The following is a 12,515-nucleotide window of genomic DNA, read 5'->3' as shown; positions in this document are numbered from 1 at the left end:
TAAAATTTTCCGCACCGAGTGGACATTTTCCTCTTGCCAGCGTGGCGCGGGTTACTTAGACAGCGCCTCACGATCCCGGTGCTCCCTTCGTCTATCGGTTAGGACGTCAGGTTTTCAACCTGAAAAGAGGGGTTCGATTCCCCTAGGGAGTACCAGATCGTATCTTTCCCGAATTTTGAACTTTTGAGCCCGCGTTTGCCCGTCTGTGTTGATTATTCGCTAACCCAGCGCGGAAAACTGTTTTGGATCAAAGACTGTGTGGCGCGCCCGCCCCTGATCTTTCGATGAATACAAAGCGCGATCTGCATCATTGAGCATCTGATCCGCCACGGGGCGATCATAAAAACTAGAGAGAGTCGTTCCGATACTGGCTGAAATTTGACACAGATCATCACCGTAGGTTATGGGCTCCTCCAGTCGCGAGATGATGCGCCAAGCGATCCCGCCTAATACGGAAAGATCGACACATCCCCTGATGATCAGAACAAATTCGTCACCACCGACCCGCGCCACTAAATCGCCAACGCGCGTCTCATCTTGCAGAACGCCGGCAACATGTCTGAGAACATGATCGCCGGCCGCATGACCGAAGGTATCGTTCACTTGCTTGAAGTAGTCCAAGTCCAAATGCATCAATCCAAACGGCTGATCAGAGCGCAGCAATTGATACAACATGGCATCCATGCTGCGGCGGTTTTGCAAATTTGTCAGCGTGTCGGTGTAGGCCTGTGCTTCAGCTTCATCGCGCGCACCTTCTAATCGCATGTTCAGGCGTTTGGACTCTTCAAGAGCGACTGACTTTGCCTCAATCAGATACAACATATCTACCGTGGGATCTGCCGGCGCAAAATCCGCGCTACTAAGCTTGTACCGTTGCACGGCTTCTACCACATTGACCCCAAGCGAGAGGTTGATCAAAGCACCTCGTGTCGCGCCGCGAACACTGCCTGGATGATCGCGCAGCAAAGGTCGCAAAACCGGTGCTGAGCCCCCTTCTTCTCGGCGATCAGGCAGCATTACGGATTGCTGTGTCAGGGGGACAAATAGCCCCTTCATCCCCAGCCTATCCCCTTGACGAAACCGCGTTCTAATAACACATCCTTCGTGTTCAAGAAGGTCACCAAAGCTGTCGATGTTCAGGGGTCTCTTGACTTCAAACACTTCAAGGAAGCGCTGACCAATCAGGCTTTGATCGGGCTTCAACTTCGCCAAGGTCGGGCCCACCGATAGGATGTGACCCGTCGGGGAGATGTGCAAATGCATTGGCATCAGTGTTCCCAACACATCCTCATCAAAGGGAATGTAGCGAGTGCTTGGTTCGGTGGGTTGTTCACGTCTCATGATGCTGTGCCCCCAGCAATCAGACCAAATTCGCGCCCTGTGGTGAAATCGACTTCAAACAATTCCACCTTCACAACCTCTAGCACTTCACCGCTGCGGAAGGAGCGCCCCACCTCCAGCATGACCAATGTTCCATAGTCATCCGCCATCGCCCGCAAGACGCCCAATAGAACTTCACCGAATCCCTGCCGCGACCAATCCAACACAACGCTGAAAGAGGTTTCTGAATGAACTTCCACCTCAAACCGAGGGAGTTCCAGATCAGGCAAAGCAAGTTTAACGCGATCATGAACGTCTTCGAGGGAAAGAATGAACTCCACATAAGTTGTGCCCCCAAACCGCAAAAGCCGCCGCACGGTTTCCATACGTTCATGGGTCACCAGATAGGTTCCAACATCTTCCGCGACTTGTGCCGGCGAACGTTCCAACAAGTTGGAAAGGGAGGTTAAAGCATCATCCAGATGATGATCCGGATAGGGCAACATCGCTTCATACTCATGGAACGGTAGCTCCGCTTCGACCACAACTTTTTCCCAGATATCTTCCCCATAGATATCCTGCGCAAAGCATTGCAACGCGCGATGGACCAAACCGTACATGTGATGCCCCTTCAAAGTTCTGAAGACACATCTGAAGCAAAATCGTTAAAAAACGCCAAAGAGGTCGGCAATTTCTCAAAAATCCGTGGGCACCCCACCTTCAGACTTTCGGCGCGCAACAAAATCCGTCAGTTCTTCGCGGATGGCAATGTCCATCGCCGGAGCCTCAAACTCTTCGATAATTCCTTTGTACATCTCATGTGCGCGCTCGGCGGTCCAAACACCACCATTCATGTCCCAAGCTTCATAGTTTGACCAATCCGAGATCAACGGCGCGTAGAAGGCATTCTCATATCGATCTTGCGTGTGCTGGCAGCCGAAGTAATGGCCATCCGGCCCCACTTCTCGGATGGCGTCAATTGCAATGTCCTCTGGCGTGGTTGCATAGGTGGCAGGCTCCATATACCGTTGAATTTGTTGTATTATGTCGCAATCCATGATGAATTTCTCTGGGCTGGCGATCAACCCGCCCTCTAGCCAGCCTGCGGCGTGGTAGACGACATTCGTGCCCGATTGCACCGCGGCCCATAAAGAATTCGACGTCTCCCACATGGCCTGCCCGTCAGGCACATTAGCCGCGCAGACACCAGACGACCGGATCGGCACCCCGTAAAAGCGCCCCATCTGCCCTGTCATTTGCGTCGCGCGCATGTATTCAGGTGTCCCGAATGCCGGCGCACCGGTTTTCATGTCTACATTGGATGTGAATGTGCCTATGGCGCAGGGCGCCCCTGGGTTGACCACTTGCAACAACACAATCGCCGCAAGGCCTTCGGCCAAAGACAAGGTCACCGCGCCTGACATGGTGACGGGGGCCATAGCGCCAGCCAGTGTAAACGGCGTGACGATCACCGGCTGGTTGCGGCGCGCGTGGATCATCGCGCCCTCCAGCATCGGGAAATCATGCTTCAATGGCGAGACCGAGTTTATGTTGGTGTACATATGCGGCTTGGCATCGAATTCCTCGCGGGTCATCCCCCCAGCGATGCGGGTCATTTCCATGACATCCTCCACACGCTCTTTGCCCAAGGAATAGGCGTGGACGACTTTGTCGGTCAGCGTAAGCTTTTCAAACAAACAGTCTAGGTGGCGCTCTCGCGGGTGTAGGTCGATGGGTTCCACAGGGTAGCCGCCGGCAAAGTGAATGCAGTTGAAAAACTGGGTTAGTTTGAGGAAATCCTTGTAGGTCTCAAAGTCACCGGAGCGTTTGCCGCGCTTTAAATCCCACGCATTTGGAGGAGAGGAGACATTGCCAAAAAGAATATGCCTCCCGCCCATGGTGATCATACGGTCAGGATTGCGGGGGGTGATATCAAATTGCGCTGGTGCATGCCCCAGCATTTCCATCACGAAGTCTTCGTCCATTTTGACGTTTGTACCATCGACTTTGCAGCCTGCGGCCTTCAGGCAGTCGCAGGCCTTCGGATTTAGGAACTCAATCCCGATCTCGGACAAGATGCGCATAGCCCCTTTGTGAATGGCTTGAATGCCTTCCTCGTCCAGCGGCTCGGTCGGTTTGTCCGTGTTGATGGGAAGGCGCCAAGGCATTTGCTTAGGCAGTTTGGAGACCGTGCGTCTGGTGTTCCCTGCGCGGCCACCGCCGCGTTTGCGTTTTAGGGGTTCACTTGCCATGTCGATCCGGCCTCCGAGGTTTGCAGCTCCCCCAGCTTGCCGTTTGGTGGGCCCTCAGGTTGGGCGATTTCCGACGCTCATGGGTCGTTTTTGGAGTAAAGCGGTCCTGTCGCCAACCAATCTGGAATATCTGCCACGCTTTGCAAAACCACATCCGCATGAGGTTCCAGATCAGCTCGGGTCGCAGGGCCCGTCAGCACGCCCACGCATATCATCCCCGCATTGCGCCCAGCATGAAGATCATGCGTGCTGTCGCCGATCATCGCCACCTCATTCGGAGCAAGCCCGCACTGATTAGAGAAGGCCCACAGCATTTCGGGCGCAGGTTTCCCCCCAAACCCTGAATCGAACCCCAATATGCGGGCGAAACGGCCTTCCACTCCCAATTTACGCATATGCATATGCGCAGCACTTTCGGTGTCATTTGTCGCCACCCCCAATACAAGCCCCATGGCGTCAAAGCGGTCGAACAGGTCAGGCAGCGGGCACGGGGGGGTCAAATCGGCGTTCAAGGCCATTTCATTGGCGTGGTTCATCAGCTCTTGCCAGTCCCAATGCGGCACCAAAGGGTGCAAAAGATCGATTGCGACATCCGCAGTCCCAGCAATCACTGGGCTGTGGGGATGAAAGCTGGTGCTCTCGGGTTGAAAGCCGACGGCATCGGACAGTCGTGCGAAAAGCTTCGTATCGCCTTGTGCCAGATCTGACAAAAATCGGGTGGCCCATTGCCCCCATGTCGCGTCGAAATCTAGCAATGTGCCGTCCTTGTCGAACAGCAAGCCTTTGATCTGCCCTGTCATATCCCGCCCGTTCCTCTCTTGACCCGCAATGAATGCTTCGTGACAGTGCAAAGTAACAGCCGCAAGAACAAGCCCAATGCGCGGCGGGCAGCCAAACCCTTGAAGCAAGTTAAATGACAAAATTTTTCTCCTATCGGGATCGCCCGATGCACTTGGGTCCCTACCCATTGGAAAAGCTGGCTCGGGCAGATCATCTCTGTTTGGATCAAGTGCCAGATATGCGGCAAACCAGTTTTCGCCGCGCCGATGACCCAATGAGCATCGTGAACGCCATGCAGGACTATCAGGCGATGCTGGATGCGACCCGAGAGGGGATGGTCAAAAAGGAAATCGCCGAAATCCCTACGAGCCTGTCAGAGCGCACACATCATCTGAAAGCCTTTGGCTACTACTGTGATGCCTCCATGGTGGGGACCTGTGCAATTCCGCGCGAAGCATGGCTCGACGCCCCGATGAGTAACCCCGACGTAGACCGGTTGGCGGAAAAGATACGGACCTTGCAGCCCAAAACGCTGGCGGCCGGTATTGACGTCATCATGGCAGGCCTGCGCGAAAGTATGCGAGCCCCGCCAAAGGCCTGCGATCACCACACCCATGCCTTGGTGTTCCTTTACGACATGCCCCGTGATCCGGAGGCCGGCGAAGAGGGCAGCGATTGGATAAAGGGAGCCCAAGACCAGCGCGCCTGTTTGCGCGGGATGGAGACGGCAGTGACCCTTGCCTCTTATATTCGGACCCTTGGCTATGACGCCCGCGCGCATTCTATGGCAGCAAGTGATGTTCACATGGGCAAGCTGGCTGTGGCGGCGGGGATCAACCATGAGACAGGCAAGAACCCATTTGTCGGGGACCGGTACGGGTTGGCTGTGGTGACGACCACCTTAGCGATGGCTTCTGACAGGCCATTGGCCCGCACGGCCAAGCCCGGACGCGAATGGCGGTTGGGGCTGGGTAAACAAGCCAAGACAGCCCGCACCCGCGATGCCTATGCCCAGCGTCGCTTTGTCGACGGCCCGCACCCCTTTGAGACCCTAAATCGCGTCGACAGCCCGACCACCTACATCGACACGCCCAATGTGGCGCGGGTGCCCAAGCGGGCCAATCTGTTTGCGCGCGGCCTGTTCGGTGACATGGGAAAATCAGTTCAAGATGCCACCAAAAACGGTAATTACGTCCGTAAATCCGCAGCCGCATATGCCTTTCGCCCATCCCTTGGGGCCTTCGTGCTATTGCAAGACGGCGATGCCTCGGCGGTGCATAGCAGCACCCGTGATCCCGACCGCAATGCAGCGAACATAAAGGCGGCGCTTTACTGGCTTGGCGTTGATGCCGCAGGGCTCAGCGCCTGTCCCGATTGGGCCTACTACAGCCATGACGCTGCGGGGCAGCCCATCACCCCCTATCACTCTAACGCCATTTCCATGATCATCGACCAAGGTCATGAAACTATGGAAGGGGCATCCGGCGACGACTGGATCGCCTGCGCCCAATCTATGCGGGCCTATCTTCGGTTTTCGCTGTTGGGCGGGGTTTTGGCACAGCATATTCGCAACCTTGGCTACACCGCTCGCGTGCATTCGGTCATGGACGACGAGGTTCTGCACCCGCCGCTTTTGTTGCTCTCGGGCTTGGGGGAGGTATCTCGGATCGGCGAAGTGATCTTGAACCCCTTCCTCGGCCCGCGTCTGAAATCCGGCGTTGTCACAACCAATATGCCGATGACCCACGACAAGCCTATCGACTTCGGCCTGCAAAAATTCTGCGATGCCTGCAACAAATGCGCCCGTGAATGCCCTTCAGGGGCGATCACCGCAGGGCCGAAGCTCATGTTCAACGGCTATGAGATATGGAAGTCCGACAGCCAGAAATGCACGACCTACCGCGTTAGCCAAAAGAACGGCGCGATGTGTGGGCGCTGCATGAAAACCTGCCCTTGGAACTTGGAAGGCCTGTTTGCCGAAGCCCCCTTTCGCAAGCTGGCCATGACCGTGCCGCAGGCCGCGAAGGCGTTGGCCAAGCTGGACGACATGGCCGGAAAGGGCGAAATTAACCCCGTCAAAAAATGGTGGTGGGATTTGGAGATGGTCGACGACGGGGCCTACCGCCCTTCTGCGCATCCGGTGAATGCCCGTGGGTTGCAAAAGGACTTGGACCTCAAGTTCGAAGACCAAACACTGGCGGTCTACCCTGCCCCATTGGCCCCGCCGCCCTATGCCTACCCCTATCCGATGGACCGCGAGGCCGGCATTGCAGCCTATGAAGCGATGATACCGGCAGAGGCGCATAAAGCGCGACGCGCCAAGGGAGTTGCGCCTGAACACATCTATACTGCGGATCAAACCGAAAGCCCCGTCATGGGGGCCGTAATCTCGCATGTGGACCAAATGTCCGAAGGGGTGACCAAATACGAATTCTCCATGCCCGATGGCTCGGACATGCCTCCGGTTGAGGCGGGGGCCCATATCGACGTGGTCGTGGCCCCGGAGTTCTTACGCCAATATTCGCTGTCCGGCGATCCGGCTGATCGCAGCAAATATCAGATCGCAGTCCTGCGCGAGGACCAAGGGCGTGGCGGATCCAAGTTGATGCATCGGATATTTGAGAAAGGACGGCGCGTTCATATATCCAAGCCGATCAACCACTTCCCTTTGCATCAAGACGCCTCCTTCAGCTATCTTATGGGCGGGGGCATTGGGGTTACTCCAATGATTGCTATGGCTCATCAACTGCATGCTTTGGGGCGGGACTTCGCGCTGCATTACTCCTGCTCGTCCAAGGCGGGAGCTGGGTTCTTGAAGGATCTACCAACCATGCCATGGGCTGACAAAGTTCATTACCATTTCTCGGACGAGGGCACGCGCTGTGATCTTGCCGCGACCTTGAAGTACCGCGAAAATGTCCATGCCTACACCTGCGGGCCAGAGGTCTACATGGCCGCGGTCATGGATGCCGCACAGGCCAATGGCTTCCCCGAGGACGCCCGTCATCTGGAATTTTTTTCAGTGCCAGAGCAACCTGACTACGTGAACCACGACTTTACCCTCAGGTTGGCCAAATCTGGTCGCGATATTGCCGTCAGCAAGGACGAAGCCCCCACGGACGCGTTGCTGCGGGCGGGCATACATGTGGACGTCAAATGCTCTGACGGATTGTGCGGTGTTTGCAAATGCGGGCTCGTGTCTGGCGAGGTAGAGCACCGCGACTTCGTGCTCTCGAATGCGGACCGCACCAAGACTATTATCTTGTGCCAGTCGCGCGCGCGCGACGAAAACGGCGTGGTGGAGATCGATCTATAGCAGGTGCAGCCACACCTCGGCGGTCAACCTCGCCGCAGGCCAAACACGCTGGTCAGCGCAAATAGCCCTGCGGCGACGCAGACAATCGTGGGGCCTGCTGGCGTGTCGTAGTCATAGGCCAGCTTCAAGCCGCCTAAGGAAGATACCCCACCAATGGCGGCCGCAATGACAGCCATTTTTTCTGGCGTTTGGGACAAGGGGCGCGCGGCGGCGGCAGGAATGATCAACAGCGCCGCGATCAGCAACACCCCGATCACTTTGATTGCCACCGCAACGACAATTGCCAAAGCGATCGTCAAAATCAGCTGTTCTTTCTTCGGGTCGATCCCGCTGGCCTGCGCCAAGTCCGGGCTCACCGTCGCCGCCAGAAGCTGTTGCCAACGCCACCCGACCAAAGCCAGAACCAATATCGCGCCGCCCCAAATCACCGCAAGATCAACACGACCAACGGCCAGTATATCCCCAAACAAATAGGCCATCAGATCAATGCGCACACCTTCAAGAAACGACACCGCAACCAGCCCAAAGGCAATGGCCGAATGCGCCAAGACCCCCAAAAGCGTATCCATCGCATAGCCCCGCCCCGATAGGGTCGACACTGTCGTGGCCATCACCAATGCGATCACCAAAACGCCCGCAAATACCGACATGTTGAAACTCAGCGCCAATGCCACCCCAAGGATGGACGCATGCGCCGTTGCATCGCCAAAATAAGCCATTCGTCGCCAAACAACAAAGCACCCCAATGGTGCTGCGGCCAATGCGACGCCCAGACCAGCCAATGCCGCGCGAACAAGGAAACTATCAAACATTACTGTGCTGCCTCATGGGAATGATTGTGATCGCAGTCTTCCCCGTGGCCATGCACGTGGTCGTGGTCGTGGTCGTGGCGGTATAGCGCCAATGCCCCTCCGGTGCCGGATCCGAATAGCGCGCGGTATTCCGGTGCCGAGGCCACTGCTTCGGGTTTGCCTTCGCAACACACGTGGCCATTCAGGCAAATCACGCGGTCAGAGGCGCTCATCACGACGTGCAATTCATGGCTGATCATCAGCACCGCGCAATTCAAGTCATTTCGAACCTGTTCGATGTGCTGGTAGAATGCCGCTGACCCGGGCTGGTCCAGCCCTTGGGTCGCCTCATCTAGCAACAACAGTTGGGGCCTATGTAGCAAGGCTCGCGCAAGCAGCACGCGTTGAAGCTGGCCACCCGACAGGCTCGACATTTGCTGGCGTCCAAGTTCAGGCACACCCGCATGGGTCAAAGCATCCGCCGCTTGGGAGTTGGGTACGCGATGCGGAAGGCTGAGAAAGCGGGTGACGGTCATCGGCAAAGTCGGGTCGATATGCAGTTTTTGCGGCACATAGCCAATCCGCAGCCCCGAAGCTTGGGTGATCGTCCCCGAAGACGGCACAAGCGCCCCGATCAATGCACGCAGCAAGGATGATTTCCCCGATCCGTTTGGTCCGACAATTGTAACGATCTCTCCCGAAGAGATGCGCATGTTGACGCCGTCCAGCACGTTATGCGCCCCGTAGCTCAAGTCCACATTGCGAAACTCGACCAATACACTCATTCAGGTTTTCCTTGGCAGTTCGGGCAAATGCCTTCGGCCTCAAGAACCGTGCGCTCAATCGTAAAGCCGGTGGCTTGAGCCGCTTTCCCAAGTCGCCCGCCCGAGGTTGCCGTTTTCTCCTCTGCGACAGCGTCACAGCTGCGGCAGATCAAAAAGGCTGGCACATGAGAATCCCCTGGATGTGCGCAGGCAAGGAAGGCATTCAGGCGCTCGATCTTATGAGCGAATCCGTTTTTCACCAAAAAGTCTAGCGCCCGATAGGCAACCGGAGGCTGCGAACCCAGACCTTCCTCGCGCAGGCTTTCCAGTATTTCATAGGCTCCAATCGCGCGGTGGCGTTCCAGCAATATTTCCAAAACCCGTTTGCGCACGGGTGTCAGCTGCAAACCCGATTCTTCGCAGGTCTTGGCGACGGCTGCCACGCCTTCTGCGATGCAGCTGGAATGGTCGTGGTGTTTGAATCCTAACGAATCCATGGGGGCTCCTGAACACTTGGGGTTGATGTGTTATAAAATAACAATTAACAAAGCGCGATATGTTATACAATCACGTAGGTCCTTTCATGCTCCGCCCCACGCTAACGTCACTTTTTCTAAGCCTCCCCGCGATTTCTCTGGCAGAAACGCCGCGAGTGGTCGCAGATATCGCCCCAGTTCACTCTTTGGTTGCGCAAGTTATGGGCGATCTTGGCACGCCGGACCTTCTTGTCACAGGTAGCGCCTCCCCGCATAGCTTTTCCCTTCGCCCGTCTCAGGCGCACGCGCTGGAGCAGGCAGATCTGGTAATCTTCGTTGCCGAGGATCTGACCTCTTGGTTAGAACCGGTGTTGGACCGCGTCGCATCTAAGGCCGAACATCTGGAACTTCTTCATTTGCCGCAAACCCAGACGTTGGACTTTCGAACAGGCGTGACATTTGCTGCGCACGATCATGCGGATCACGAAGAGCATAAAGAACACGAAGGTCACGATGATCACGCGGGCCATGACGACCATAAAGAACATGAAGGCCACGACGATCACGCGGGCCATGACGACCATAAAGAGCATGAAGGTCACGACGATCACGCGGGCCATGACGACCATAAAGAACATGAAGGTCACGATGATCACGCGGGCCATGACGACCACAATCACGACGGTGTCGATCCGCATGCATGGCTAAATCCGGATAATGCGTCGGCATGGTTGGACGTTATTGCTTCCGAACTTTCAGAACACGACCCAGCCAACGCCGCGGCCTATGCTGCAAATGCGAAGGCCGCCAAGGAACGACTGGCCGCCACAGTCGTCGAAGTAGAGAACATCCTGACCCCAGCCAAAGGGAAGAACTTCATCGTGTTCCACGATGCCTACCACTACTTCGAAGCCCGTTTCGGCATCGAAGCCCGTGCTGCGATTTCTATCAGTGACGCCTCCAGCCCCGGGCCGGCGCGCGTCGAGGAAATCCAAAAGCAGGTGCACGAACTGAAGGTCACCTGCGCCTTCTCGGAGCCTCAATTCTCTGATGGTTTGGTGAATACCGTGCTGGATGGCACAGATGCGAACACCGCAATTCTTGACCCGCTTGGCGCCAGTCTGAAGAATGGCGCTGATCTTTATGGCAAGTTGCTGGTGAACATGGCGACCGCAATCGCTGACTGTTAACGCCGTCGAGCCGCCCAAGACCTTTGGGTCATTGGGCGGCTCTTTGATTTACTTGGCCGCCATGCGAATTGCGCCATCCAAACGAATAACTTCACCGTTCATCATGGCGTTCTCACAGATGGAGCACACCAGAGACGCGAACTCTGCCGGATCCCCAAGACGCTGCGGGAATGGTGTTTTATCCGCCAGTGAATCCTGAACCTCTTGTGGCAAGCCCTTCATCATCGGGGTTCCAAACAGCCCAGGTGCGATTGCCATCACCCGAACTCCCGAGCGGCTAAGGTCGCGCGCCATTGGCAAAGTCATGCCAACGATTCCCGCCTTAGAAGCCGCATAGGCAATTTGCCCCATTTGCCCGTCAAAGGCCGCAATGGAGGCCGTGTTGATGATAACGCCGCGTTCGCCATCCTCGTTGATAGCTTCGGCTTCCGACATGCCTGCGGCCGCCAGAGACGAGGCCAAAAAGACCCCGTATAAATTCACATCCAGCGCGGTGCGGAAAAGCTGTGCGTCGTGTGGCTCGCCTTTGGACACAGTTTTGGCACCAGGTGCGATGCCTGCGCAGCACACCAAAACACGTTCCTGCCCATGTGCGGCGCGCGCGGCTTCGAAGGCCGCGTTCATGCTGTCACTGTCTGTCACATCCGCGTTGCAAAACAGCCCACCGATCTCAGATGCAACCGCTTCACCAGCCTCGGCGTTACGGTCAAAGATCGCGACCTTGAGCCCTTTTGCCGCCAATGCACGTGCTGTGGCTTCTCCCAAGCCAGACCCACCGCCTGTTACGACCGCAGCCATGTTGTTTCCCAAAATCATATTAGTCCTCCTCATCGGCCCCAGCGACCGTCGGGCACTAGTTACCTTCGCACGCAGGAGTTTTCAATGTGATCACTCCTTGGACAAAGCGCCGCAGCTTTATGCGGCAGGGGGCGAGAATCACGCTACTTGGCGATGTCATGCAGGGGATCTTGTGTTTTCACGTCTTGGTTGGGCGTAGGCACATTGGGTGCACCGCAATCTGAACATACTGGTGGTTGACCCCGCTGCGCCCGTTGCTCGCGAAATCAGTGACGCCTTGGAGCATGACGCCTGGGGCACTGTAACTCTCTTGTCGTCTTTGGCCTCGCTGGAGCAAACACTGGCGCTGCAAGACCCTGATGCCATTCTCATTCACCTCTCCAATCCCGATTGTGATATGTTGAAACAGATTGGGAAGATGTCCGGCGCGCATCAGCGACCGGTTGCTGTGTTTGTAGAGCAAACTGACGCGGCACGAACGCAGGCCGCGATTTTTGCAGGCCTGAGCGCTTATGTGGTCAACGGAATGCAGGCGGATCGGGTCAAATCTGTGCTGGAAACCGCGATCATCCGCTTTTCAGTGATCGACAAGATGCAAACAGAGTTGGACGCAGCCAAGCAGGCCCTGATCGACCGTAAAACTATCGATCGCGCAAAAGGCGTGCTTATCTCTGCACGTCAGGTTTCGGAGCAAGAGGCCTATAACCTGCTGCGGAAAACCGCGATGGATCAAGGGCGCAAAGTGATTGACGTAGCAACCGCCATTGTCTCCACCGCCGATCTCTTGCAGTGATACTGCCCTAACCGCAAACGATCCCCCTATCGACG

Annotated in this window: 11 protein-coding genes and 1 tRNA gene; 4 read left to right on the top strand and 8 right to left on the bottom strand. The window is 56.4% G+C overall.

Features of this window, described 5'->3' with window-relative positions; translation table 11 throughout:
- Positions 1 to 80: 80 nt before the first annotated feature.
- Positions 81 to 155: transfer RNA gene (locus Q0746_RS13245), tRNA-Glu, on the top strand.
- Positions 156 to 219: 64 nt separating this feature from the next.
- On the opposite strand, the gene Q0746_RS13240 is transcribed toward Q0746_RS13245, so the two are convergent.
- The 4 genes from Q0746_RS13240 to Q0746_RS13225 form a co-directional block, all read right to left on the bottom strand.
- A complete protein-coding gene (locus tag Q0746_RS13240) occupies positions 220 to 1,341 on the bottom strand; it encodes a GGDEF domain-containing protein (protein WP_298261010.1) in 1,122 nt (373 codons plus the stop codon).
- Complete coding sequence (locus Q0746_RS13235) at positions 1,338 to 1,940, bottom strand: heme NO-binding domain-containing protein (RefSeq protein WP_298261008.1); 603 nt, start codon at positions 1,938 to 1,940, stop codon at positions 1,338 to 1,340. Before Q0746_RS13235 ends, Q0746_RS13240 begins: the two co-directional genes overlap by 4 nt.
- 75 nt (positions 1,941 to 2,015) lie before the next feature.
- The gene (locus tag Q0746_RS13230) at positions 2,016 to 3,572 is read right to left on the bottom strand and encodes a trimethylamine methyltransferase family protein (RefSeq protein WP_298261006.1); all 1,557 of its coding nucleotides are present in this window, start codon (positions 3,570 to 3,572) and stop codon (positions 2,016 to 2,018) included.
- Positions 3,573 to 3,649: 77 nt separating this feature from the next.
- The gene (locus Q0746_RS13225; protein WP_298261004.1) at positions 3,650 to 4,492 is read right to left on the bottom strand and encodes an HAD family hydrolase; all 843 of its coding nucleotides are present in this window, start codon (positions 4,490 to 4,492) and stop codon (positions 3,650 to 3,652) included.
- Between Q0746_RS13225 and Q0746_RS13220 the strand changes: the two genes are divergently transcribed.
- A complete protein-coding gene (locus Q0746_RS13220) occupies positions 4,486 to 7,668 on the top strand; it encodes a reductive dehalogenase (protein WP_298261002.1) in 3,183 nt (1,060 codons plus the stop codon). The two genes, Q0746_RS13225 and Q0746_RS13220, sit on opposite strands and share 7 nt — an antisense overlap.
- A 23-nt stretch (positions 7,669 to 7,691) precedes the next feature.
- Here the strand turns inward: Q0746_RS13220 and Q0746_RS13215 are convergent, their stop codons facing one another.
- From Q0746_RS13215 to Q0746_RS13205, 3 genes are read right to left on the bottom strand one after another with little or no spacing between them, the layout of a single operon-like run.
- Positions 7,692 to 8,480: a metal ABC transporter permease gene (locus Q0746_RS13215; RefSeq protein ID WP_298261000.1), complete on the bottom strand. Its 789-nt coding sequence runs from the start codon at positions 8,478 to 8,480 to the stop codon at positions 7,692 to 7,694.
- A complete protein-coding gene (locus tag Q0746_RS13210; RefSeq protein WP_298260998.1) occupies positions 8,480 to 9,244 on the bottom strand; it encodes an ATP-binding cassette domain-containing protein in 765 nt (254 codons plus the stop codon). Before Q0746_RS13210 ends, Q0746_RS13215 begins: the two co-directional genes overlap by 1 nt.
- The gene (locus Q0746_RS13205) at positions 9,241 to 9,720 is read right to left on the bottom strand and encodes a transcriptional repressor (protein ID WP_298260996.1); all 480 of its coding nucleotides are present in this window, start codon (positions 9,718 to 9,720) and stop codon (positions 9,241 to 9,243) included. The genes Q0746_RS13210 and Q0746_RS13205 overlap by 4 nt, the downstream gene beginning before the upstream one ends.
- An 86-nt stretch (positions 9,721 to 9,806) precedes the next feature.
- On the opposite strand from Q0746_RS13205, the gene Q0746_RS13200 reads away from it, so the two are divergent.
- Positions 9,807 to 10,889, top strand: a complete 1,083-nt coding sequence (locus Q0746_RS13200; RefSeq protein WP_298260994.1) for a zinc ABC transporter substrate-binding protein — start codon at positions 9,807 to 9,809, stop codon at positions 10,887 to 10,889.
- Between the two features lie 48 nt (positions 10,890 to 10,937).
- On the opposite strand, the gene Q0746_RS13195 is transcribed toward Q0746_RS13200, so the two are convergent.
- Positions 10,938 to 11,705 (bottom strand): SDR family NAD(P)-dependent oxidoreductase, encoded by a 768-nt coding sequence (locus Q0746_RS13195; protein ID WP_298260992.1) that lies wholly within the window; start codon positions 11,703 to 11,705, stop codon positions 10,938 to 10,940.
- Positions 11,706 to 11,895: 190 nt separating this feature from the next.
- Between Q0746_RS13195 and Q0746_RS13190 the strand changes: the two genes are divergently transcribed.
- Positions 11,896 to 12,480 (top strand): ANTAR domain-containing protein, encoded by a 585-nt coding sequence (locus tag Q0746_RS13190; RefSeq protein WP_298260990.1) that lies wholly within the window; start codon positions 11,896 to 11,898, stop codon positions 12,478 to 12,480.
- Positions 12,481 to 12,515 lie beyond the last annotated feature (35 nt).

It is taken from the genome of uncultured Litoreibacter sp., from assembly GCF_947487515.1.
GTDB lineage: Bacteria > Pseudomonadota > Alphaproteobacteria > Rhodobacterales > Rhodobacteraceae > Litoreibacter.
The sequence above is the reverse complement of the archived record's forward strand: the minus strand, read 5'-3'. Positions and strand labels throughout refer to the sequence as shown.